This is a genomic window from Caldovatus aquaticus, from assembly GCF_019458025.1.
In the GTDB taxonomy this organism is placed as follows: domain Bacteria; phylum Pseudomonadota; class Alphaproteobacteria; order Acetobacterales; family Acetobacteraceae; genus Caldovatus; species Caldovatus aquaticus.
Genome location: NZ_JAHZUY010000024.1, coordinates 16,969 through 38,785 on the forward strand (window position 1 = coordinate 16,969; position 21,817 = coordinate 38,785).

At 74.8% G+C, this 21,817-nt stretch carries 20 protein-coding genes; 10 read left to right on the top strand and 10 right to left on the bottom strand.

Translation table 11 applies throughout. The features are described from left to right. Positions 1 to 37 precede the first annotated feature (37 nt). Both K1J50_RS10340 and K1J50_RS10345 read right to left on the bottom strand, forming a co-directional pair. The gene (locus K1J50_RS10340; RefSeq protein ID WP_220117639.1) at positions 38 to 1,183 is read right to left on the bottom strand and encodes a TRAP transporter substrate-binding protein; all 1,146 of its coding nucleotides are present in this window, start codon (positions 1,181 to 1,183) and stop codon (positions 38 to 40) included. Positions 1,184 to 1,401: 218 nt separating this feature from the next. Further along, a complete protein-coding gene (locus tag K1J50_RS10345) occupies positions 1,402 to 2,241 on the bottom strand; it encodes a ferredoxin--NADP reductase (protein WP_220117640.1) in 840 nt (279 codons plus the stop codon). A gap of 211 nt (positions 2,242 to 2,452) precedes the next feature. Here K1J50_RS10345 and K1J50_RS10350 point away from each other — a divergent pair, with 211 nt between their 5' ends. The 4 genes from K1J50_RS10350 to K1J50_RS10365 all read left to right on the top strand — a co-directional run bounded on the left by K1J50_RS10350 (position 2,453) and on the right by K1J50_RS10365 (position 5,762). Next, positions 2,453 to 3,136, top strand: coding sequence for a GNAT family N-acetyltransferase (locus K1J50_RS10350; RefSeq protein ID WP_220117641.1), 684 nt, complete (start codon positions 2,453 to 2,455; stop codon positions 3,134 to 3,136). A gap of 122 nt (positions 3,137 to 3,258) precedes the next feature. Next, complete coding sequence (locus K1J50_RS10355; RefSeq protein ID WP_220117642.1) at positions 3,259 to 3,423, top strand: hypothetical protein; 165 nt, start codon at positions 3,259 to 3,261, stop codon at positions 3,421 to 3,423. 554 nt (positions 3,424 to 3,977) lie between these two features. Continuing rightward, positions 3,978 to 5,165, top strand: a complete 1,188-nt coding sequence (locus K1J50_RS10360; protein ID WP_220117643.1) for an amidase — start codon at positions 3,978 to 3,980, stop codon at positions 5,163 to 5,165. Between the two features lie 63 nt (positions 5,166 to 5,228). Next, positions 5,229 to 5,762, top strand: coding sequence for a GNAT family N-acetyltransferase (locus tag K1J50_RS10365; protein WP_220117644.1), 534 nt, complete (start codon positions 5,229 to 5,231; stop codon positions 5,760 to 5,762). A gap of 217 nt (positions 5,763 to 5,979) precedes the next feature. Here the strand turns inward: K1J50_RS10365 and K1J50_RS10370 are convergent, their stop codons facing one another. Beyond that, positions 5,980 to 6,438: a gamma-glutamylcyclotransferase family protein gene (locus K1J50_RS10370; protein ID WP_220117645.1), complete on the bottom strand. Its 459-nt coding sequence runs from the start codon at positions 6,436 to 6,438 to the stop codon at positions 5,980 to 5,982. Positions 6,439 to 6,614: 176 nt separating this feature from the next. After that, positions 6,615 to 6,989, bottom strand: coding sequence for a hypothetical protein (locus K1J50_RS10375; protein WP_255575164.1), 375 nt, complete (start codon positions 6,987 to 6,989; stop codon positions 6,615 to 6,617). A 32-nt stretch (positions 6,990 to 7,021) separates the two neighbouring features. Here K1J50_RS10375 and K1J50_RS10380 point away from each other — a divergent pair, with 32 nt between their 5' ends. From K1J50_RS10380 to K1J50_RS10405, 6 genes are all read left to right on the top strand, one after another. Continuing rightward, positions 7,022 to 7,963: an ArsR/SmtB family transcription factor gene (locus tag K1J50_RS10380; RefSeq protein ID WP_220117646.1), complete on the top strand. Its 942-nt coding sequence runs from the start codon at positions 7,022 to 7,024 to the stop codon at positions 7,961 to 7,963. Between the two features lie 10 nt (positions 7,964 to 7,973). Then, the gene (metH, locus tag K1J50_RS10385; protein WP_220117647.1) at positions 7,974 to 11,465 is read left to right on the top strand and encodes a methionine synthase; all 3,492 of its coding nucleotides are present in this window, start codon (positions 7,974 to 7,976) and stop codon (positions 11,463 to 11,465) included. A gap of 231 nt (positions 11,466 to 11,696) precedes the next feature. After that, a complete protein-coding gene (locus K1J50_RS10390; protein WP_220117648.1) occupies positions 11,697 to 11,873 on the top strand; it encodes a hypothetical protein in 177 nt (58 codons plus the stop codon). A 103-nt stretch (positions 11,874 to 11,976) separates the two neighbouring features. After that, positions 11,977 to 12,867: a cation diffusion facilitator family transporter gene (locus K1J50_RS10395; protein WP_220117649.1), complete on the top strand. Its 891-nt coding sequence runs from the start codon at positions 11,977 to 11,979 to the stop codon at positions 12,865 to 12,867. 824 nt (positions 12,868 to 13,691) lie between these two features. Next, positions 13,692 to 14,003 carry an energy transducer TonB gene (locus K1J50_RS10400; RefSeq protein ID WP_220117650.1) on the top strand — a complete coding sequence of 104 codons (312 nt, stop codon included), beginning with the start codon at positions 13,692 to 13,694 and terminating at the stop codon, positions 14,001 to 14,003. Positions 14,004 to 14,022: 19 nt separating this feature from the next. Further along, positions 14,023 to 14,631 carry a cob(I)yrinic acid a,c-diamide adenosyltransferase gene (locus K1J50_RS10405; RefSeq protein WP_220117651.1) on the top strand — a complete coding sequence of 203 codons (609 nt, stop codon included), beginning with the start codon at positions 14,023 to 14,025 and terminating at the stop codon, positions 14,629 to 14,631. Here K1J50_RS10405 and K1J50_RS10410 read toward each other — a convergent pair. The 6 genes from K1J50_RS10410 to K1J50_RS10435 all read right to left on the bottom strand — a co-directional run bounded on the left by K1J50_RS10410 (position 14,619) and on the right by K1J50_RS10435 (position 21,812). Then, positions 14,619 to 15,755, bottom strand: a complete 1,137-nt coding sequence (locus K1J50_RS10410; RefSeq protein ID WP_220117652.1) for a serine hydrolase — start codon at positions 15,753 to 15,755, stop codon at positions 14,619 to 14,621. The two genes, K1J50_RS10405 and K1J50_RS10410, sit on opposite strands and share 13 nt — an antisense overlap. An 88-nt stretch (positions 15,756 to 15,843) precedes the next feature. Further along, complete coding sequence (locus K1J50_RS10415; RefSeq protein ID WP_220117653.1) at positions 15,844 to 17,793, bottom strand: TonB-dependent receptor plug domain-containing protein; 1,950 nt, start codon at positions 17,791 to 17,793, stop codon at positions 15,844 to 15,846. Between the two features lie 537 nt (positions 17,794 to 18,330). After that, entirely contained in the window at positions 18,331 to 18,810 is a 480-nt protein-coding gene (locus K1J50_RS10420) for a MaoC family dehydratase (protein ID WP_220117654.1), read from the bottom strand. Positions 18,811 to 18,835: 25 nt separating this feature from the next. Further along, entirely contained in the window at positions 18,836 to 19,573 is a 738-nt protein-coding gene (locus K1J50_RS10425; RefSeq protein WP_255575165.1) for an exopolysaccharide biosynthesis protein, read from the bottom strand. 194 nt (positions 19,574 to 19,767) lie between these two features. Further along, a complete protein-coding gene (locus K1J50_RS10430) occupies positions 19,768 to 20,580 on the bottom strand; it encodes an enoyl-CoA hydratase (protein WP_255575166.1) in 813 nt (270 codons plus the stop codon). Continuing rightward, positions 20,577 to 21,812, bottom strand: coding sequence for a CaiB/BaiF CoA transferase family protein (locus tag K1J50_RS10435; RefSeq protein ID WP_220117655.1), 1,236 nt, complete (start codon positions 21,810 to 21,812; stop codon positions 20,577 to 20,579). The genes K1J50_RS10430 and K1J50_RS10435 overlap by 4 nt, the downstream gene beginning before the upstream one ends. Between the last annotated feature and the right edge of the window lie 5 nt (positions 21,813 to 21,817).

A 21,817-nucleotide genomic window follows, 5' to 3' on the forward strand; every position in this document is an offset into this window, starting at 1 on the left:
CCGGGGCGGGGCCGGCGGGCGTCGCGGCACGGCCGCCTCAGCCGCCCTGGCGGGCGAAGAAGTGGTTGTAGGCGAGCACGGGGCTCGCCTCGAAGCGCAGGAAGAAGCTGCCGACGCGCCGGCCCCATTCGCGCTGGCTGTCGGCGATCTTCTTGAACAGCGGGCCCGCGGTCGGCGAGGAGGTGTCGGCCTCCAGCCGCTGCACCACGCGGTCCCAGGCCTGGAGCTGCGCCTCCAGCACCGGCCGCGGCGTGGTGCGCACCTGCACGCCCTGGCGCTGCGCCATCTCGAGCAGGTCCTTCGTGTAGCGGTCCTGCAGCTTCCACGACATGTCGGCCGACGCCGCCTCGGCCGCCACCCGCAGCACCGACTGCAGCTCCTGCGGCAGGCTCTCGTAGCGCGTCTTGTTGAACAGGATCTCGAACACCTCGCCGCGCTGGTGGAAGCTCTGCACCATGTAGTTCTTGGCCACGTCCGGGAAGCCGAGGACGCGGTCGGAGGAGGGGTTGTTGAACTCCGCCCCGTCGATCACCCCGCGCTCGAGCGCCGGCACGATCTCGCCGCCCGGCAGCGCCACCACCGCCGCGCCGAGCTCGGCGAACAGGTCGGTGGCGAGGCCCACGGTGCGGAACTTCAGGCCGCGGAGCTGCTCCACGCGCTCGATCGGCTGCTTGAACCACCCCAGCGGCTGCGTCGGCATCGGCCCGGTCAGGAAGCCGACGACGTTGAGCCGCAGCACGTCGTTGACCAGCTCCTTGTACAGCGCCTCGCCGCCGCCGTAGTAGAACCAGCCGAGGAGCTGATTGGCGTCGGCGATCCAGGGCGGCTGCGTGCCGAACAGGCTGAACGCCTTGTTCTTGCCGAACCAGTAGGCGGAGACGCCGTGCCCGCCGTCCAGCGTGCCGGCCGAGACCGCGTCAATGAGCTGGAAGGCGCCGACCACCGCGCCTGCCGCCAGCAGCTCCAGCCGCAGGCGGCCGCCGGCCAGCCGGTTCACCCGCTCGGCGTAGTCCTGGGCGTATTCGTGGAAGATGTCGCGCTGCGGCCAGGTGGACTGGAAGCGCAGCGTCACCGTCTGGGCGCGGCTGACATTCGGCTTCGCCAGCACCGCCGCGCCGACCGCCCCGACCGCGGCGGCCTTGAGCAGCCCGCGGCGCCTGGCAACCGTCTCTTTCTTCGCCATGGTCCGACGTCCCTCCACCGGCGCGCCGGCGCCCTTGCGCCGTCGCGGCCGGACGATTGGCAACGGTAGTTGCCCTATCGGAGATCGCGTCAAAACACAACATGCCCGGCACCCGCCGGGGCGCCGGGGGAAGGGCCCTGCGCGCGCCGCGCGCAGCCCGCGGCGCCCGAGCCCCCGGCCCGCGCCAGGCCGGGGGACGCGGCGCCGGGTGGCGGGGCCTACTTCTCGACGAAGGCGCGCTCGATCACGTAATGGCCCGGCGCGTTGCCCGAGCCCTCGACGAAGCTCCGCGCCTCGAGCAGCTCGCGGGCATCGGCCAGCAGCGCCGGGCTGCCGCAGATCATCACCCGGTCCTCCTCGGGGCCGAAGGGCGGCAGGCCAAGGTCGGCGAACAGCTTGCCGGAGCGGATCAGGTCGGTGATCCGGCCCTGGGTGTGGAAGGCCTCGCGCGTCACGGACGGGTAGTAGATCAGCTTCGCCCGCACCATCTCGCCGAGGAATTCGTGCTGCGGCAGGTCGCGCGTCAGGTAGTCGCGGTAGGCGAGCTCGGCCACCTCGCGCACGGTGTGGGTCAGCACCACGCGCTCGAACCGGTCGTAGGTCTCCGGGTCCTTCACCAGGCTCATGAAGGGGGCGAGGCCGGTGCCGGTGCCGAGCAGCCAGAGCGTCCGGCCCGGCAGCAGGTTGTCCAGGATCAGCGTGCCGGTGGCCTTGCGCCCTACCAGCACCTCGTCGCCCGGCCGGATGTGCTGCAGGCGCGAGGTGAGCGGCCCGTCCGGCACCTTGATCGAGAGGAATTCGAGATGCTCCTCGTAGGGCGCGCTGACCATGGAATAGGCGCGGAGCAGCGGCTTGCCCTCGACCATCAGGCCGATCATGGCGAACTGGCCGGCCTGGAACCGGAAGCCCGGATCGCGGGTGCAGGTGAAGGAGAACAGGGTGTCGGTCCAGTGATGGACCGTCAGCACCCGCTCGCGGAACAGGGCGGCCGGGGCGGAGGCGGGCCTGGCGGCGTCGGCGCGGGCGGCGAGGGCGGCGAGGGCGGCAGGGCTCGTCATGCGGCGGCATATGCTGCGGTGTGCCGGGCGACGCAACCGCCGAGTTGGCGTCGGAGCCCCGATCCGGGCGCATGCGCGCCGCAGCGCGACACCGGGCGGCCGGGACGTGCCTCGCCCCTGCCGGGCGCCGGGGCCGCCGCCGTCCCGCCTTGGCATCCGCGACCGCCGCGGGCCATCGTGGCGGGCCCGCGTTTCGGAGTCCGGCCCCACCATGACGACCGCCCCCGCCTTCCCCTGCGGCGAAGCCGTGGACCCCACCCCGCGTCCGCTGCCGGCCCGCGTCCCGCACCGCGGCGCGAGCGTGACGCTCGAGCCTCTCGGCCTCGCCCACCTCGACGAGCTCTGGGAGGCCGCGCAAGGGGCCGATGCGACCTGGACCTACCTGGCCTACGGCCCGTTCCCGGCCAAGCCCGCGCTTCGCGCCCACATCGCCGCCTTCTCCGCCCAGCACGACCCGATGGCCTGGGCGGTCCGCCCGCACGCGACCGGCACCGCCGACGGCTGGCTCACCCTGATGGACATCCAGCCCGCCCATGCGGCGATCGAGATCGGCAACATCTGGTTCTCGCCCCGGCTCCAGCGCACCCGCGCGGCGACCGAGGCGATGTTCCTGCTGATGCGCCATGCCATGGACGACCTCGGCTACCGGCGCCTGGTCTGGAAGTGCAACGCGTTGAACGCCCCGTCGCGGCGGGCGGCGGACCGGCTGGGCTTCGTCTACGAGGGCACGCTGCGCGCGCACATGGTCGTCAAGGGCCGGCGCCGGGACACCGCGATGTTCTCGATCCTGGCGGAGGAATGGCCGGCCCGGCGCGAGGCGCTGCTGGCCTGGCTGGACGACGCCAATTTCGATGCCGCCGGCCGGGCGCTGCGGCCGCTCGCGCGCTCCGGCTGAGGGGGATGGGGGCGGGTTCCGGGTGCCTTTCCCGGCCACGCCCCCGGCAGCATCCTTCTCTCGACATTCGGCAGCGCCCCGCTTATCTTAAAAGAAGTTCATTTGATCGCAAGGAAAGGCCCATGACCGGGCTGGAACTGACCGAAGCGGCGGCCTGGGCGCTGATCGCCGCAGCCTTGGCCTATGCCGTGGCCGACCGTATCGTCCGGACCGGGCCGGCAGGCGCGATCGTCGCTGCGGCGCTCGCCGCCCTGGCGACGAAGGCGGCGCTGTTCGATCCGACCTGAGTCGCGGGCGCTGCGGGCGCGCCATCGCGGCGTCGCCGCCGGCGGTGCGTCGTCCAGCGCCGCGCCGCACGGCCGGACTCTCCGCCGCGCATGGAGCGCGTCTCCGGCCGATAGCGCGCTTTCCGGACGGCAGGGCGCAGCCGCTCCGGGACCACCCGGGCGAGCGCCGCCGGGGCACCTGAGGGCGCGGGCGTGTGTGCGTTGTTGTGCGCGCGCCGACGATGGCGCCGCCGGGGCGCCTGAGGGCGCAGGGCCCTCACGGGCCGCGCGGAGGCCCCGGCCGGAGCCGGCGGCCGGGTGGACGGAGCCAGAGCCGTGAATGGCGGGGTGCATCGGAGCGGGCTCCTCCGACCCTCCGATGGTGCCCGATGCGGCCGGGGCCGCCGCACGCCCAGGGCCCGCTTGTTGCGGCAGGATTGCGGGCCGGCCGGGATCCAATTTCCCGGGTTTCGGCCGTGCGGGCGGGCGGCCTCCGGTCGCCTGCGGGCGGACGTTGCCAACCCCCGGCCTCTCGCGCACCCTTGCCGCATCCTCTGCACCGAGATGGATGCACCATGAGCGGAGACAGCGTCGGAGCCTTCCTGCCCGGTCCGCCGGTCGAGATCGCGGGTGCCGCCGACGGGCCGCTCGCCGGCCTGACCTTCGCGGTGAAGGATCTCTACGACGTGGCCGGGCATGTCACCGGCTACGGCAACCCGGACTGGGCCAGGACGCATCCGCCGGCGGTCGCGCACGCCGCCGTGGTGCGCCAATTGCTCGAGGCCGGCGCCCGTCTCCGCGGCAAGACCAAGACCGTCGAGCTGGCCTACGGCCTGACCGGGGAGAACGTCTGGTACGGCACGCCGCTCAATCCGGCGGCGCCGGACCGCTTCCCGGGCGGCTCCTCCTGCGGCTCGGCGGCGGCGGTGGCGGCGGGGCTCGTGGATCTCGCCATGGGCTCGGATACCGGCGGCTCGGTGCGCATCCCGGCGAGCTATTGCGGCATCTACGGCATCCGCCCCTCCTGGGGGGCGGTCAGCCTGGTCGGCGCCTGTCCGCTCGGGCCGAGCTACGACACCGCCGGCTGGTTCGCCGCCCGCGCCTCGGTGCTGCGCCGGGTGGGCGAGGTGCTGCTGCCGCCCGGGCCGGAGGCGGGCCTCGGCCCGCTGCTCAAGGTGCAGGAGGCATGGGTGAACGCACTGCCGGCCACCGCCGCCGCCCTCGCCCCGGCGCTGTCGGCGGCGGAGCGGGTGCTGGGCCCGGCGCTCCCGGTCAACCTCGCGCCCGAGGGGCTCGACGTCTTCTACGAGCATTTCCGCTGCGCCCAGGCGGAGGAGGCCTGGACCACCCTCGGCTCCTGGATCGCGGCGACCGAGCCGCGCCTCGGTCCCGGCGTGGCCGAGCGCTTCGCCGCGGCGCGGGCGATGGACCCGGCCAAGGCCGCCGCCGGCCGCGCCTTCCGGCGCGTCGTGCAGGCGCGGCTGCGCCCTCTGCTCGCCGGCGGCGCGGTGCTGGTCCACCCGACCGCGCCGGGGCCGGCGCCGAAGCTCGGCATCAGCCTCGCCGAGCAGACCGCGGTGCGCGAGCGGACGATGGGCGTGACCGCGATCGCCGGCTTCGCCGGGCTGTGCGAGGTGACGCTGCCCGCCGCCCGGGTCGAGGGCGCGCCGGTCGGCCTCTCGCTCAGCGCGGCGCCGGGGCGGGACCGGGCGCTGCTGGCGGCGGCCGAGCGCGTGGCGCAGGCGCTCGGGCTGCCGGTCTGAAGGGCGCGGCTTGCCGCGGCGCCTGGTCGGCCCTAAGCGGGGCGCGCAGGAGACGGCCGATCCATGCGCATTCGCGACGCGAACGCCGCCGCGCCCGGCGACATCGCCGCCATCACCGCGATCTACGCTCATCACGTCCGCATCGGCACCGGCACCTTCGAGGAGGTGCCGCCCGATGCGGCGGAGATGGCGGCGCGCCTCGCCCGCGTGCAGGGCGCGGGCGGCGCCTGGCTGGTGGCCGAGAACGAGGCCGGCGAGATCGTCGGCTACGCCTACTATAGCCAGATCCGCGACCGCTCCGCCTATCGCTACACCGCCGAGGACTCGGTCTATGTGCGCGAGGACCAGCGCGGCCAGGGGGTGGGCAAGGCGCTGGTCGCGGCGCTGATCGAGCGCGCCGAGGCGCAGGGCTTCCGCCAGATGGTGGCGGTGATCGGCGACGCCGAGAATGTCGGCTCGATCGGGCTGCACCTCTCGCTCGGCTTCCGCCGCGTCGGCGTGCTGAAGTCGGCCGGGCTGAAGTTCGGCCGCTGGCTCGACGTGGTGTACATGCAGCGCCCGCTCGGCGCCGGCGACCGCACCGTGCCGCCGGAGTGACCGCGGCGGCGTCGCGCGCCCCGCTGCCGCGGCGGCCGCGGCGCGACCGCCTCTCGCGCCGGGAGGCCGCGCGGGCGGGCCCCATGTGCGCGCGGCTGCGTGCGGGGAAGCCCCCTTTCCGCTGGTGCCGTCCCTCCGCGATCCGCTCCCCGGCGCGCCGTGCGGGGGCGCGGCGGCGGTACGGGGGGCGGTGCGCGCCCGACGCTGCCGCGCCCCGTCAGGCGGCGCCGAAGCCCGCGCGGGCGAGCGCCTCCTCGAGCGGCGCGGAATCGAAGCCGAAGAAGCGGTAGCCGCGTCGCAGCCGGGCGACGTACTCCTCGGACGGGGGGCCGTCGCGGCGCGTCTTTTCGATGTAGATCCAGGCCTTGCGGCCGTCGGGCAGAGCGATCTTCTTCCGCTCGTAGGCCGGTTCTTTCCGCCGCTTGGCACCCTCATCGGGCTTGGCGCCTTCGTGGAGATCGAGCGCCGCAAGGCAGGCGGCGGTGATGCGCCAAAGCCCGACCGGGCAGAAGGCTCCCGGGGCGGGTTCGATGGACGCGAAGCGCCCGATCCTCAGGCGCCAGGCGGGCAGGAGGAGGCTGCCCGCCACCTCGGCCTGCGGGCAGCGGCGGAGCATCTGCTCTGGGCAGAGGTTGCTGCCATAGGCCGCATAAGGTTCGGGAAGGAAATCCGCCATCCTCGTCCTCCCGCCGGTGGGCGCGGTCAGGATAACCGCCGTGGTGGCAATGTCATCGGCACCCCCCTCTTCCCGCCCCCTCTCGTCGGCGCCGCCGATCGCCGTCCTTGCGGCCCGGAAGGCCGAAGTCGCGGCAGGCCGGACCCGGGCTTGCCGGCCGCGCGCGGCAAACGGCTTCAGGCCGCCCGGAAGCGCGCCCGGGCGAGCGGATCGCCGGCGAGGGCGGCGTGGATCGCCGCGGCGCCCATCTTGCTGCGGGCGATCGCGGCCACTTCCGCGAAGAACGCCGCCTCGCCGCGCACCCGCATCAGGAACAGCCGGTCGAGCGCCACCGCCGCCGGGTTGCGCGGCGCGCAGCAGGCGCAGCCGAGCGCGTGGCCCGAGGCGGGCAGGTCGAACCGCGCCACCGGCCGGCCATCCGGCGGCAGGGCAGGGGGCTCGCCCTCGGCGAGCACGGCCGCGCCCGCCGGCGGCGGCTCGCCGGGGGCGAGCAGGCGGACGGGGATGCGGGGGTCGGGCGGGAGGGCGCCGGCGGTCATCCGACTGGACATAAAGATATGTTTATGCGACATGCAACCCGCCGATGCAGGATCTCCTCGCCCAGCTCCGCGCCGCCGCCGAGCCCACCCGGCTCCGCCTGCTCGCCCTCTGCGCCCGCGGCGCCTGGCGCGTCTCCGACCTCTGCGCCCTGCTCGGCCAGTCCCAGCCCCGCCTTTCCCGCCACCTGAAGCTGCTGGTCGAGGCCGGGCTGCTCGAGCGCACGCGGGAGGGCGCCAACGCCTGGTTCCAGGTGCCCGCCCAGGGCGACTTCGCCCGCGCCATCCTCGCCCGGCTGCCGGAGGACGACCCCCTGCTCGCCGCCGACCGCCGCGCCGCCGTGCGCCTCGCCGCCGAGCGGGCGCGCGAGGCCTCCGAGGCCTTCCGCCGCCAGGGCGCGGAATGGGACGAGACGCGCGCTCTCGGCCTGCCGGCCGCGGCGATCGAGGAGGCGCTGCTCGCCGCGCTGCCGCCGCGCGTGGGCCGGCTGCTCGACGTCGGCACCGGCACCGGGCGGCTGCTGGAGCTGGTGGCGCCGCGCGTCGAGAGCGCCCTCGGCGTGGACGCGAGCCGCGCCATGCTCGCCCTCGCCCGCGCCCGGCTGGCCGAGCGGCACCTCTCCCACTGCGCCGTGCGCCAGGCCGACATGTACCGGCTGCCACTGCCCGACGCCGCCTTCGACGTGGTGACGCTGCAGATGGTGCTGCACTACGCCGAGGACCCGGTCGCCGCGCTGGCCGAGGCGGCGCGCGTCGCGGTGCCCGGCGGCCTGCTGCTGGTGGTGGACCTCGCCCCGCATCAGCGCGCCGACGTGATCGGCCGCTTCGCGCATCGCTGGCCCGGCTTCGACGACGCCGCCCTCGCCGGCTGGCTCGGCGCCGCGGGCTGCGTGCCGGCCCAGACCGTCGCCATCGGGGGCGGCCCGCTCCCGGTGCGGCTGTGGTCGGCGCGGCGCCGGCGCGGGCCCGTCTCCGTGCTCGCCTTCTGAGGGGGCGCCCATGGCCCGCCCGCATCTCCTCGACGTGCTCCGCGACCGCGTGCTGCTCTGCGACGGCGCCATGGGCAGCCGCGTGCAGGCGATGGCGCTCGACGTCGAGCGCGACTTCTGGGGCCGGGAGAACTGCACCGAGGTTCTGAACCTCTCCCGTCCCGACATCGTGCGCGCGATCCATCGCGGCTACTTCGCGGCCGGCGCCGACGCGGTGCTGACCAACAGCTTCGGCGGCTCGCCCGTCACGCTCGGCGAGTTCGGCCTTGCCGAGCGCGCCTTCGAGATCAACCGCATCGCTGCCGAGATCGCGCGCGAGGCGGCGGAGGGCTTCGCCGACGGGCGCGACCGCTTCGTGATCGGCGACATCGGGCCGGGGACCAAGCTTCCGAGCCTCGGCCACATCGCCTACGACGCGCTGGAGGCGGCGCTCACCGAGCAGTGCCGCGGCCTGCTCGCCGGCGGCGTGGACGCGCTGCTGACCGAGACCAACCAGGACCCGCTCTACATCAAGGCCGCCGTGAACGCGGCCAAGGCGGCGCGGGCGGAGGCGGGGCGCGACGTCCCGATCCTGGTCCAGGTGACGGTGGAGACGACCGGCACGCTGCTGGTCGGCTCCGACATCGCCGCCGCGGCGACGGTGGTGCGGGCGCTCGACGTGCCGCTGCTCGGCCTCAACTGCGCCACCGGCCCGCAGGAGATGGCCGAGCACGTGCGCTGGCTGGCGCAGAACTGGCCCGGGCCGATCAGCGTCATGCCGAACGCCGGCCTGCCGGAGCTGGTGGACGGCAGGACCCGCTACCCGCTCGGCGCCGAGGAGATGGCCGTCTGGATGGAGCGCTTCGTGCGCGAGGACGGCGTCAACCTGATCGGCGGCTGCTGCGGCACCGACGAGACGCACATCGCCGCGCTCGATGCGATGCTGCGCCGCCTGGGGGAACCGCGCCCGGCGCCGGCGGCGCGCAAGGCGGTGTGGGTGCCGGCGGTGGCGAGCCTCTACGCGGCGGTGCCGCTCCGGCAGGAGAACAGCTACTTCTCGATCGGCGAGCGCTGCAACGCCAACGGCTCCAAGGCCTGGCGCGAGCGCCAGGCGGCGCACGACTGGGACGGCTGCGTGGCGATGGGGCGCGAGCAGGTGGCGGAGGGGTCGAACGCCCTCGACCTCTGCACCGCCTTCGTCGGCCGCGACGAGCGGGCCGAGATGGTGGAGGTGGTGCGGCGCTTCACTGCCAGCGTCAACGCCCCGCTGGTGATCGATTCGACCGAGACCGCGGTGATCGAGGCGGCGCTCAAGCTGCACGGCGGCAAGGCGATCATCAACTCGATCAACTTCGAGGACGGCGAGCGGCACGCGCACGACCGCATGGTGCTGGCGCGCAGGTTCGGCGCCGCGGTGATCGCCCTGACGATCGACGAGCAGGGGATGGCGAAGACGCCGGAGGACAAGCTCCGCATCGCCCGGCGCCTGGTGGACTTCGCCTGCCGCCGCCACGGCCTGCCGCCCTCCGACCTGCTGATCGACCCGCTCACCTTCACCATCGCCACCGGCAACGAGGACGACCGCAGGCTCGGCCTCTGGACGCTGGAGGGCATCCGCATGATCCGGGAGGAGTTCCCGGACATCCAGATCATCCTCGGCCTCTCCAACATCTCCTTCGGCCTCAACCCGGCGGCGCGCCACGTGCTGAACAGCGTCTTCCTCGACCACGCGCTGCGCGCGGGCATGACGGGGGCGATCGTCCACGTGAGCAAGATCAGGCCCCTGCACCAGATCGCGCCGGAGGAGGTCCGGGTCGCCGAGGACCTGATCTTCGACCGCAGGCGCGACGGCTACGACCCGCTCGCCCGCATGCTGGAGATGTTCGCCGGCCGCAAGGCCGCCGACGCCGGCGCGCGCAGGCGCGCCGAGAGCGTCGAGCAGCGCCTCAAGGACCGCATCGTGGACGGCGACCGCAAGGGGCTGGAGGCCGACCTCGAGGAGGCGCTGAAGCGCTACCCGCCGCTCGAGATCATCAATGCCATCCTGCTCGACGGCATGAAGACGGTGGGCGAGCTGTTCGGCGCCGGGAAGATGCAGCTTCCCTTCGTGCTGCAGTCGGCGGAGACGATGAAGGCCGCCGTCGCCTACCTCGAGCCCTTCATGGAGCGCGTCGCCGGGCAGGAGAAGGGCACGATCGTGCTCGCCACGGTCAAGGGCGACGTGCACGACATCGGCAAGAATCTGGTGGACATCATCCTCACCAACAACGGCTACCGGGTGGTCAACCTCGGCATCAAGGTGCCGCTCGCCGACATGATCGCCGCGGCGAAGGAGCACCGGGCGCACGCCATCGGCATGTCCGGCCTGCTGGTGAAGTCCACCGTGGTGATGCGCGAGAACCTCGAGGAGATGTCGCGCCTCGGCCTCGACATCCCGGTGCTGCTCGGCGGCGCGGCGCTGACGCGCACCTTCGTCGAGGAGGACTGCGTCCGCGCCTACGCCTGCGGCCGCGTCGCCTATGCCCGCGACGCCTTCGACGGGCTGCACCTGATGGACCGCATCGTCGGCAACGGCTTCGACGACTATCTCGCCGCCGTGCAGGCGCGCCGCCGCGGCAAGGCGCGCAACGAGAAGCGCATGCTCGGCGTGGCCGACCCGCGCGGCTTCGCCCCGGTGGATGCCGGCTACGCCCGGGCGCGCCGCCGCCGCCTCACCGCCGGGCTCGCGGTGCCGGCGCCGCCCTTCTGGGGGCCGCGCATCCTCTCCGCCGCGCCGCGCGCCGTCGTGCCCTTCATCAACGAGCGCAGCCTCTACCAATTCCAGTGGGGCTTCCGCAAGCAGGGCCGCTCGCTCGAGGACTTCCTCGCCTGGGCGAAGCAGGAGCTGCGCCCGGTGCTCCGCCGCATGCTCGCGCTGTGCGAGGAGCAGGACATCCTCCGCCCGCAGGCGATCTACGGCTACTGGAAGTGCGCCGGGGAGGGCAACGACCTGGTCCTGTTCGAGCCGGACGGCGTCACCGAGGTCGCGCGCTTCACCCTGCCGCGCCAGCCGAAGGAGGACGGCGAGTGCATCGCCGACTTCGTGCGCGACATCGAGGACGGGCCGGAGCGGCGCGACGTGATCGCGCTCCAGGTCGTCACCGTCGGCGAGCGCGCCTCCGAGGTGGCGCGCCGGTTCTTCGAGGAGGACCGCTACCAGGACTACCTCTACCTGCACGGCCTCTCGGTCGAGATGGCGGAAGGCCTCGCCGAGTACGTGCACAAGCGGATCCGCGCCGAATGGGGGTTCGCCGCCGAGGACGAGCGCGACATCGAGAAGATGCTGAGCCAGGGCTACCGCGGCGGCCGCTACTCCTTCGGCTATCCCGCCTGCCCGCGCCTCGAGGACCAGGCGCCCCTGCTGCGACTCCTCGGCGCGGAGCGGATCGGCGTCACCCTGTCCGACGAGTGGCAGCTCCATCCGGAGCAGTCCACGAGCGCGATCGTGCTGCACCATCCGCGCGCCAAGTACTTCTCGGTCTGAGCCGGGCCCGCGGGCCGTCCCGTGCCTGCACGGGACCGTGGCCCGCGATCTGCGCCCGAAACAGGCCGTTGCTGGACGTCCCGTGCCTGCACGGGACCGTGACTTGTCCGGCCGCGGTCGTTTCCGATCCGATCGGACCTCGCGCCGCCCTTCGCCGTCACGGTCCGCACTCCGGCGGGCGCAGAGGCGGGCGCGACCCTGCTCTCGCTGCCGCAGAACCGCGGCTTCGCGGTGCTGCTCGTCACCGCCGAGGGAGCGCGGCGGACGGTCATGTTCCAGATCGAGGGCGCCGCCCTGTCCTTCTTCCTCGAGCAGGGCGTGGCCTTCGTCCGCGCGGTGGCGGAGGCGCTGTGCGCCGCGGCGCCGGCCGGCAGCGCGCCCGCCGGCCTCTGGGCGAACGCGGACTGAGGCGGACGCCGCGCCGCGCGGTTGCCGGAGCGGCACGCGGCCCGCCGAATCGGCCGGCGCGCTCTGGCCTTGGCGCGCCGCGTCGCCTATTCCAGCCGGCGGTATGACCAGCCTCGCCGAGCGGACCGCCGTTGCCAGCGTGGCCGTCGCGCTGGCGGTGCTGGCGCTGAAGACGGCCGCCTGGTGGCTGACCGGAAGCGTCGCCCTCCTCGCCGACGCGCTGGAGAGCGTGGTGAACGTCGCCGCCGCGGCGGCGGCCTTCGCCGCCGTGCGCTATGCCAGCCGGCCGGCCGACGCCAGGCATCCCTACGGGCACGCCAAGGCGGAATACTTCTCCGCCGTGCTGGAGGGCGCGCTGATCGTCGCCGCGGCGGTGATGATTCTCCAGGAAGCCTGGGGGGCCTGGCTGCAGGGGCGGGGGCCCGAGCTCTCCTCGGCCGCGCTGGTCGTCGCCACCCTGGCCACCGCGGCCAACGCCGGCTGGGCGACGCTGCTGACGCGCCGCGGGCGCAAGGTGCGGTCGCCGGCCCTGCTCGCCGATGCCCGGCACCTCTGGGCCGACGTCGTCACCTCGGCCGGCGTGCTGGCCGGGGTCGGGCTGGTGTTCCTCACCGGCCTCGTGTGGCTCGATCCGCTGCTGGCGGCGCTCACCGCGGGCAACATCCTCGTCTCCGGCTGGCGGCTGATGCGCGAATCGGTGGGCGGGCTGATGGACGAGGCCGTGCCCGAGGCGCTGCTCGCGCGCATCCGCGCCGTGGTCTCCACCCATGCCGAGGGCGCGCTGGAGGCGCACGACCTGCGCACCCGCCACGCCGGCCGCCTCACCTTCATCGAGTTCCACCTGGTGGTGCCGGGCGAGATGAAGGTGGTGGACGCGCATGCCATCTGCGACCGCATCGAGGCGGCGCTGCGCGAGGAGCTGGAGAACGCCGTCATCACCATCCATGTAGAGCCGGAGGGCAAGGCCAAGGCGACGGGGGTGCCGGTGCTGTGACGGCCGGGATGACCGCGGCGGGGCAGGGGCGGGGCGGCGCGCCGGCCGCTGCGTCCCGCCGCGGCGGTCTCGCCCCCGGCCGCCGCACCTGGCCGGCCCTGCTGTCCGTGGCGCTGCATGCGGGCGCGCTGGCCGGCGTGCTGCTCCTCCTCGACCGCACCCCGCCGCGCGATCCGGACCGGGAACGCGGCGTGGCGCTGATCTGGGCCGAGGTGGAGGACGAGGCCGCGGGGGGCGGCCAGGGCGCCGCCGTGGCGGAACGGGACGCGGCGGCGCCTTCCGATCGCACCGCTCCGGCGCCCGCCGTGCAGCCCTCCGCCTCCGGCGCCTCCGAGGAGGTGGCGGCCGCGGCGCCGCCGGAGTCGGCCGCGTCCGCCGCGCCGGCGGCCGAGCGGGTCACGGCCCTGCCGCCGCCCCGCCCGCCGGAGCCGCCGCAGCCGGCGCCGGAAGCCGCAGTCCCCTCCGGGCCGCCGCCGGAGGCGCAGGAGGCGCCGCTTCCCGGGATCGCCGCGCCGGACGCCGCGTCGCCGGCGCCTCGCGCGACGGCGGGCGGGGAACCCCCGTCCGGCCTTCCCGCCCCATCCGCCGCCGGGGCCCGCGCCGTGACCGCCGCGTCCGAGCCGCCGCCTGCGCCGCGATCCGACCCGCCAGCCGCCGCCCGCCCGCCGCAGGCCGTTCCTCCGGCTCCCGCCGCGCGCCGGCCCCCGCGGCCCGAGCCCGAGCGTCGCCCCCCGGCCGCGGCCGTCGCGGCGCACCCTCCGTCCTCCCCGCCGCCCGCCGCCGAGACGTCTCTGGCCAATCCCTTCGCCGGGCTGGGCCCCGACGTGCTGGTCCTCGGTCCGGGGCGGGCGGAGGGCGCGGTCACCCGCAGCGCCACCCCGCTCGCCCAGCCCCGCTTCGTCTATCCGCCGGAGAGCGAGCGGCGCGGCGAGCAGGGCACGGTGATCCTCCTGCTCCACGTGGACGCCGAGGGGCGCGTGGCCGAGGTGACGCTGCTCAGCAGTTCCGGGTATCGCGCGCTCGACCGCGCGGCGATCGAGGCGGCGCGCCAGTGGCGCTTCCGCCCCGCGCTGCGCGACGGCCGGCCGGTCGGCAGCACCGTGCGCGCGCCCGTCACCTTCCGGCTTCAGGGCTGAGCGGCGAAGGAGGTCGCGCATGGTGCGCCTCGACCGGATCACCACCCGCGGCGGCGACCGGGGCGAGACCTCGCTCGGCGAGGGCAGCCGCGTGCGCAAGGACGCGGCGCGCATCGAGGCCATCGGCGCGGTGGACGAGGCGAACGCGGCGCTCGGCCTGCTGCGCGCCCAGATCGCGGCCGCGGGCGGCGACGCCGGGGCGGAGGCGATGCTCGCGCGCCTCCAGAACGACCTGTTCGATCTCGGGGCCGACCTCAGCGTGCCGGGCACCGAGGCCAGGGACGCGAGGACCGGCCGCACGCGCCTGCGGCTGACCGAGGCGCACTGCGCACGGCTGGAGGCGGAGATCGCGGCCATGAACGCGACGCTGCCGCCGCTCGCGAGCTTCGTCCTTCCCGGCGGCAGCCTGGCCGCGGCGCAGGCGCACGTGGCGCGCACCGTCGTGCGGCGGGCGGAACGCCGGGTGGTGCGGCTCGCGGCGGAGGAGCCGGTGAACCCGGAGGTGCTGCGCTACCTGAACCGCCTCTCGGACCATCTCTTCGTGCTGGCGCGCCGGCTGAACCAGAACGGCGCGGCGGATCTCCTCTGGGTGCCGGGCGGCGGCGCCGGCGACGGTCAGCGTTCGTAGATCTCGATCGCGCGGCGCAGCAGGAAGGCGACGTCGTCGAGGCTCGACTGGCGCTGGTCGAGGTTCTGGTAGGCGACCGCGTAGCTCTTTCCCGGCTTGCCGATGGCCTCCAGCCGGAACGCCTCCGACAGCACGTTGCCGCCCTTCTTCAGCGGACCGAGGCCGAGCTTGGCGTGCGTCACCTTCTCGAGCGGCAGCCGCAGCGGCGCGCTCACCGCCTCCGTCCGGGTGAGGAAGGGCTGGTCCGGCCCGCTGGCCGCCCCGGCGAGCAGCGTGCGCATCTCGTCGCAGGCGGCGGCGTCGAGGACGCCGCGGTTGACGATCATCGCCATGCACTTCGCCATGGCAAGCGCCGTGCCGGCCTGCGCCACCGCGCCGTCGTTGGCCGATTCGATGCGCGCATAGGGCCAGAGGCCGACGAAGTCGCCGGCCAGCCAGATGCCCTTCTGGGCCTTGGCGTCGAACAGCCCTGCCGCCTCGAGCGCGCCGTTCAGGTAGCCGTAGCCGATGCCCCGGATGCAGCGCCCCGCGCCCTCGTTGCTGCTGGGGACGATCATCTGCTTCAGGGCCTCGCGATACTCGCCGCGGAAGGCCGGGATGTAGGAGACGCCGGGCCGCGGGGCGACCAGCATCTGCTCGTAGTGCGGGACGCGGTGCTCGCGGCGGACCGCGCTCTGCAGGACGCCGCCGCCGCTGCGGTCAATCGCCGGGTCCATGCGCTCGCGCAGCGCATCGAAGAGGGATCTCGGCTTCGCCGCCGGCGGCGGCACCCCGCCGGGGGCGACGGCGCGGATCAGGACCGCCGCGGCGGAGGCGAGGGAGGCCACGGCGGCGAAGCGCCGGACCATGTCGAGCAGCGCGAAGGCGCCGTACATCGCCGCGACCTTGGCGATGCCGGCGACGTAGTGCTCCTCGTCCGGCTTGTGCGCCCCCCATTTCAGCGTCTCCGCCCCCGAGCCGCCGCCGAGGTCCACGATCGCGAGCGAGAAGGGAACGGTGGCGCGGCCCGCCCGGTTCAGCTCCGCGACCGCGGTCGTCACCGCGCCCTGCAGCTTCGCGTCGGCCGCGAAGCCGAGGGTCGGGACCGGGAACAGCGGGATCGGCGGCGTCACCGGCGGCGGCATGGGCGCTTCCTCCGGGACGGGAACCTTGCGTCCGGCGGATGGCCAGGCGCGAGACACGTTCCGTGGCGCACCGGCCCGCGCGCCGCCGTCACAGGCCGAGCCGCACCCCGAGGAGCAGGCTGCGCCCCGGCACGACGAAGCCGTTGGCCGGCTCGAAGCGGCTGTTGCCGAGGTTCCGCCCCTCGACGAACAGCGTCGCCGCGTCGCTCCAGCGCCAGCTCGCCGTGAGGTTCGCCACCACGCCCGCGGGGTTGCTGCGCGCGGCCGGGAAGGGCGTTCCGTCGTCGGCGTAGCTCGCGAAGGGCGCTTCGGGCGAGCGGCCGGTGAACAGGATCTCCGGCGCGATGACGAGGCGCGGCAGCGGCGCGATCCGCGCGGTCACGCCCACCACGTGCTCCGGCCGGCGCGGCAGGCGCTCGCCGGTCGCCGCGTCGCGCGCGTCGGTGATGGTCCAGGCGAGCGTGGCCGAGAGCCAGGTCGCCGGGCGCAGGGTCAGGCCGAGCTCCGCGCCGCGGATGCGCGCGCGGTCCACGTTCTCCAGCGTGCGGAAGGCGGCGTCGAAATTGATCAGGTCGCGGATCCGGCTCGCGAAGTAGAGCGCCGAGACGGTGGCGAAGCCGTCGAGCAGGTCGGTCTCCGCGCCCGCCTCCCAGGCGAGGGAGCGCTCCGGCCGCAGGTCGGGATTGCCGCGGAAGAAGGTGCCGATGACGCCGAAGCGCTGGAACAGCGAGGGCGCCTTGAACGCGGTCCCGGCCGAGGCGCGCAGGCGCGTGGCGATCTCCGGCAGGGCGAGCACGCCGCCGACCTGCCAGCTCGTCGCGCCGTCGAACCCCTCCGGCGCGTCGTGGCGCAGCCCGGCGGAGAGGTCGAGCCGGTCGAAGAGGCGGAATTGCAGCCCGCCATGCCCGGCCAGGCTGCGCTGCGAGGCGTTGACCGTGGTGCGGAAGAACGGGCTGCCGGAGGCGCTGTCCACCCGCTCGCGCTCCTCCGCCACGCCGAAGGCCAGCAGCGCGTCCGACACCGGCCCGAAGCCGCCGAGGCGGACGGTGTTGGCCCAGTCGAGCACGACCCGCTCGCCGCGGTAGAGGTCGTAGGTGCTGGCGGGGCTGCCGGCGTCGGGCAGGTTGACGTAGCGCCTGCGGTCGTGGGTGGCGGCGAGGCGCAGCCCGGTGGTCCAGCGCCCGTCGAGGAGGCGCGTCTCGCCGCGCAGGAAGCCGATCCAGCGGCGGTCCGAGCCGCTGTAGTTCGGGTCGTCGCGCGGCACGTCGTCGAGCCCGAAGACGTTCTCACGCCAGCGCAGCAGCGCCTCGAGGCGCGTGCCTTCGACCGGCGTCGCGCCGAGCCGCGCCGTGAAGGCCGCCGCGCGCAGCCCGTCGCGCTCGCCGAGCGAGGAGAAGAAGCGCGGCGCGGTGGCGTTGAAGCCGCGCGTGGAGAGCGACTGGGCGGCGAGCATCCAGTCGAGCCCGCCCGCCTCGCCCGCGGCGCCGAGCGTGCCGCGCAGGGTGCGCTGGGTGCCGCCGGCGATCTCGCCGAACGGGGCGAAGGCGCGCCCCGGGGGGGCGCGGCGCGTGACGAGGTTGACCACGCCGCCCAGCGCGCCCGAGCCGTAGAGCGCGGAAGCCGGGCCGCGCACCACCTCGATGCGCTCGATGTCGCCGAGCAGGTCGTTGCCGAAATTGAACGCGCCGTTCGGATCGGAGGGGTCCTCGATCGGCACGCCGTCGAGCAGCACCCGCACATGGCGCGAGGCGGTGCCGCGCAGGAAGGCGCTGGCCTGCTGCCCGGGCCCGCCGGCCTGCACCAGGTGCAGGCCGGGCACCGCGGCCAGCGCCTCGGCAAGCGACTGGTAGCCGCGCTCCTCGATGTCGGCACGCGTGATCACGGTTACGGCGGCGGGGATGCGCGCCGCGGGCAGCGGCGCGCGGGTGCCGGTGACGACGGTTTCGGGCAGGGTCGGCGCGGCGGGCGCCTCCTGCGCCCGCGCCGCGACGGGCGCGGCGAGGAGGGGGAGGGTGAGCAGGGGAATCAGACGGCGCATCGCGGCCTCCGGCGGACGAGCATGGCGACACACGCCCGGCCGCCTCGCGGCCGCCGGGCAGGCTGGCGTCGTCACCGCTAGCGGAATCGCCGGGGCCAGGACCGCGCCGCACCCTCCGGGCGCGGCGCCGCGATGGCACCGGACTGCCGACGCGGCCGCACGCGCGGCGCCCGGGGGCGCAGCGCGCGGCCCGCATCGCTCCGTTGCGCCGGTGCACCCCGCCCGACGCGCGCGGCACGGCTCTGCGCCGGCCGGTCTCCTGGCTCGCGGCTGTCGGGCGAGGCGGAGGATCCCGCCTCGCCCGGCGTCCGGGCCCCGCCTTCTCGCGCCGCAGGGGGCGGCGCAATGGCACAGGGTGGGGCCGGACTCGCCGCCTACAGTTGCGGGGGCAGCCGCGGACTCGCGGCGGTCGTGCCCGGGGCGATCGGCGCGGCGTGCCACCTGGCGCAGCCCCGCGCGGACCGCGCGCGGGCCGTCACCGCCGCTTCGCGCGTTCCCGTTTCAGCCCTTGCGGGCCACCGGCGCATGTGCGCGAGGCTAGCAGGACGTTCCGGAGTCGGGAACCCGGCTCGGCACGATCAGCCGCGTCACCAGTACCTGCACCGGCTCGTCGCGCTGGTTCAGCGTGGTGACGCGCAGCCGCGCCCAGCCCCGGTCGGGGCGGGAGCGCGAGCGGCCGGTCTCCAGCACCTCCGCCTCCACCCGCAGCGTGTCGCCGGGACGCACCGGGCGTGGCCAGGCGATCTCGCCGCCGCCGCCCACCACGCCCCAGGCGAGCGGCAGCGCCTCCGTGACCATGCGCATGGTCAGCGAGGCGGTGTGCCAGCCGCTCGCGGAATGCCCGCCGAGCACCGGATGCCCCGCGGTCGCGGGGTCGGTGTGGAAGGGCTGCGGGTCGAAGCGTGCGGCATAGGCGAGGACCTCCTCCGGGCTCACGCGCACCGGCCCGGCGGCGAAGCGCCGGCCGACGGAGAGATCTTCGAGGAACAGGCGCCCATCCTCGCCCTGCGACGCCATCCGCCTTCCTTCCGCCGGCCGCCGTTCAGATAAACCAGCGCAGCGCCTCGTAGCCGAACCAGCAGAGCAGCGCCAGGACGGCGGTCGCGAAGGCGCAGCCCAGCACCGTCAGCACCACGCCGAGCCCGACCACGCGGCTGTCGTGCTCGACCAGGCCGAGCGCCATGACGATGTTGCCGAAGGCGGGCGGCGCATTGGTGCCCGGCCCGGGCAGGATGAGCATCAGCGCGACATAGGCGCTGAGCCAGCCGACCAGCCGGTCGCCGAGCGGCGAGACGAACGGGCCGGGCCGCGGCCTCACGTACCGCTCGATCCGCTTGAGCGGCTTCGAGGAGATGCCGTTGAGGCGGAGCAGGTCGGCACGCCGGATCGTCATGCGGCTGACGAAGGCCGGCAGCCGCGGCACCCGCATGCCGAGCCCCATCTGGATGCCGAGGATGAGGATCGGCGTGCCGAAGACCGAGGCGAGGCCGGGCAGCAGCGCCGGCAACAGCAGCAGCAGGATGAGGAGGCCGAAGGCCCGGTCCCCGAAGGCCTCGGCCATCTCGCCGAGGCTGACGCGCTCTCCCGAGCAGTGGGCGGCGACCTCGGCGACGATGCGCGAGATCGGCGCCAGATCCGCCTCGCAACCGGTGGTGATGATGCTCGCCGCCGCGACCGCCGGAGGAAGGGCGGCCACGGCCGCCGCGGGTTCGGCCGGCATGGGCGCGACCTCGGGCCGCGCCGCCGATGGTGCGGCGACGTTCAGGTTACTGCCATCCATGCGCCGCGTCGGACCTTTCCGCTCCCTGCGCAACGTGAGCCTTCTTGCCGCGCGCCGCCGCTCCCGGGAGGGAGGAGGCCGGCAGCGCGCGGATCGGGGAATAAGGTAGCCGGCCACCGGCACGGTCGGAAGGGCCCCGGCCGGAGTCCGGTCCGCGGCGGCCGCGTCCCCCCGCCGCCCCGGGGCGGCTGGCCTCAGCGCCCGGTGAAGGCGGGCTTCCGCTTTTCCATGAAGGCGCGGCGGCCCTCCCGGTAGTCGGCCGAGTCGAAGCAGGCGGCGTAGGCGGCGCGCACCGCCTCCATGTCCCGCTCTGCAGGGTCGCGCAGCACGGTCCGCACCGTGAGCTTGTTGGCGATCAGCGAGAGCGGGGCGTTCGCCGCCAGGGTGGAGGCGAGCCGCGCCACCGTCGGCTCGAGTTCCTCCGCCGGCACCACCTTGTTGACGAGGCCCATGCGCTCCGCCTCGCGCGCATCGAAGCGCTCGCCGGTCATCAGGATCATGTGCGCATGGGCCGGCCCGACCAGGGCGACGAGGTTGCGCACCATGTCGAAGCCGTAGGCGATGCCGAGCTTCGCCGCCGGGATGCCGAACTGGGAGTCCTCGGAGGCGATGCGGATGTCCGCCGACATGGCGATGCCGAGGCCGCCGCCCATGCAGAAGCCGCGGATCTGCGCGATCACCGGCTTGCGGAAGGCGGCGAGCTTGGCCCGCCCGCCGGAGGTCAGGCGGTCGTACTCCTTCTGCGCGTCGGCATCCGCCCGGCGCTGCTCGAACTGGCTGATGTCGGCGCCGGAGACGAAGGCCTTGTCGCCCGCGCCCTGCAGCACCACGCAGCGCACGCCCGCGTCGTCGGCGAAGGCGTCGAGCGCGGCGCCCAGCCCGTCCCACATCTCCACCGACATGGCGTTGCGCTTCTCGGGCTGGTTGAAGACGATCCGCCCGAAGCCCTCCTCGCGCCGGGCGAGGATCTTGCCGTTCGCGTATTCCCTGGTTTCCGCCATCGTCATGCCGCTCCGAGCGCGCCCGAGGCGCGCAGCTCCCTGATCTCGTCCCCCGTGAAGCCGGCCTCGGCGAGGATCTCCTCGGCGTGCTCGCCGAGTTCCGGCACGTCGCGATAGACCCCGGTCTCCAGCCCCTCGATGTTGATCGCGCTGGCGACCACCCGGATGTCGCCCCGCCTGCGGTGGCGCATCGGCATCGCCATGCCGAGGTGGCGCACCTGCGGGTCCTCGAACACCTCCTTGATGTTGTTGATCGGCCCGCAGGGGATGCCGACCTCCTCGAGCCTGGCGATCCAGTACTCCGAGGGCCGCGTCCGCGTCACTTCGGCGATGGTCGCGTTGACCCGCGCGCGGTCGCCGCTGCGCCCCTGCGCGGTCTTCCACTCCGGCACCGCGAGCCATTCCGGCTTCCCGAGGGCCTTGCAGAACGCCTCCCACAGCTTGGGCGAGGAGGCGGCGATGTTGATCGGCTTGTCGGCGGTGGGGAAGACGCCCATCGGGATGTTGACCGGGTGGTCGTTGCCCGCCTGGCCCGCGATGTGCCCGTCCATCAGCCAGCGCGTCGCCTGGAAGTCGAGCATGAACACCTGCGCCTCGAGCAGCGAGGTGTGCACGTAGCGCCCGAGGCCGGTCCGCTCCCGCTCGTAGAGCGCGAGCAGGATGCCGAGGGCGAGCAGGTTGCCGGCGGTCAGGTCGTCGATCGGGATGCCGACGCGCATCGGGCCGCGCCCGGGCTCGCCGGTGATGCTCATCAGCCCGCCCATGCCCTGGGCGATCTGGTCCACGCCGCCGCGCGCCGCATACGGCCCGGTCTGCCCGAAGCCCGAGATCGAGGCGTAGATCAGCCGCGGGTTGAGCGGCCGGAGGTGCTCGTCGGCGATCTTCAGGCGGTGCTTGACCTGCACCCGCATGTTCTCGACCAGGATGTCGGCGGTCCGGGCGAGGCGCAGGAAGGCCGCGTGCCCGGCCGGGTTCTTCAGGTCGAGCGCGATGGAGCGCTTGTTGCGGTGCAGGTTGACGAAGTCGAACCCGTCGCGCGGGCCGCCGAGGGCGTCGTTGGCGCCGGGCGGCTCGACCCGGATCACGTCCGCGCCCCAGTCGGCGAGGTGGCGCACGCAGGTCGGCCCGGCGCGCGCGAGGGTGAGGTCGAGGACGCGCAGGCCGGCGAGCGGCAGGCGGTTCGCGCCCTCCGGCGCCGGGCCGAGGGCGCGCTGGGGATCGGCGGGACTTTCGGGCATGCGCG

Bases quoted from the DNA above. Each gene is read 5' to 3' on its own strand.
- K1J50_RS10340 (WP_220117639.1), bottom strand. From the start codon at position 1,183: ATGGCGAAGAAAGAGACGGTTGCCAGGCGCCGCGGGCTGCTCAAGGCC.
- K1J50_RS10345 (WP_220117640.1), bottom strand. From the start codon at position 2,241: ATGACGAGCCCTGCCGCCCTCGCCGCCCTCGCCGCCCGCGCCGACGCC.
- K1J50_RS10350 (WP_220117641.1), top strand. From the start codon at position 2,453: ATGACGACCGCCCCCGCCTTCCCCTGCGGCGAAGCCGTGGACCCCACC.
- K1J50_RS10355 (WP_220117642.1), top strand. From the start codon at position 3,259: ATGACCGGGCTGGAACTGACCGAAGCGGCGGCCTGGGCGCTGATCGCC.
- K1J50_RS10360 (WP_220117643.1), top strand. From the start codon at position 3,978: ATGAGCGGAGACAGCGTCGGAGCCTTCCTGCCCGGTCCGCCGGTCGAG.
- K1J50_RS10365 (WP_220117644.1), top strand. From the start codon at position 5,229: ATGCGCATTCGCGACGCGAACGCCGCCGCGCCCGGCGACATCGCCGCC.
- K1J50_RS10370 (WP_220117645.1), bottom strand. From the start codon at position 6,438: ATGGCGGATTTCCTTCCCGAACCTTATGCGGCCTATGGCAGCAACCTC.
- K1J50_RS10375 (WP_255575164.1), bottom strand. From the start codon at position 6,989: ATGTCCAGTCGGATGACCGCCGGCGCCCTCCCGCCCGACCCCCGCATC.
- K1J50_RS10380 (WP_220117646.1), top strand. From the start codon at position 7,022: ATGCAGGATCTCCTCGCCCAGCTCCGCGCCGCCGCCGAGCCCACCCGG.
- metH (WP_220117647.1), top strand. From the start codon at position 7,974: ATGGCCCGCCCGCATCTCCTCGACGTGCTCCGCGACCGCGTGCTGCTC.
- K1J50_RS10395 (WP_220117649.1), top strand. From the start codon at position 11,977: ATGACCAGCCTCGCCGAGCGGACCGCCGTTGCCAGCGTGGCCGTCGCG.
- K1J50_RS10405 (WP_220117651.1), top strand. From the start codon at position 14,023: ATGGTGCGCCTCGACCGGATCACCACCCGCGGCGGCGACCGGGGCGAG.
- K1J50_RS10410 (WP_220117652.1), bottom strand. From the start codon at position 15,755: ATGCCGCCGCCGGTGACGCCGCCGATCCCGCTGTTCCCGGTCCCGACC.
- K1J50_RS10415 (WP_220117653.1), bottom strand. From the start codon at position 17,793: ATGCGCCGTCTGATTCCCCTGCTCACCCTCCCCCTCCTCGCCGCGCCC.
- K1J50_RS10420 (WP_220117654.1), bottom strand. From the start codon at position 18,810: ATGGCGTCGCAGGGCGAGGATGGGCGCCTGTTCCTCGAAGATCTCTCC.
- K1J50_RS10425 (WP_255575165.1), bottom strand. From the start codon at position 19,573: ATGGATGGCAGTAACCTGAACGTCGCCGCACCATCGGCGGCGCGGCCC.
- K1J50_RS10430 (WP_255575166.1), bottom strand. From the start codon at position 20,580: ATGACGATGGCGGAAACCAGGGAATACGCGAACGGCAAGATCCTCGCC.
- K1J50_RS10435 (WP_220117655.1), bottom strand. From the start codon at position 21,812: ATGCCCGAAAGTCCCGCCGATCCCCAGCGCGCCCTCGGCCCGGCGCCG.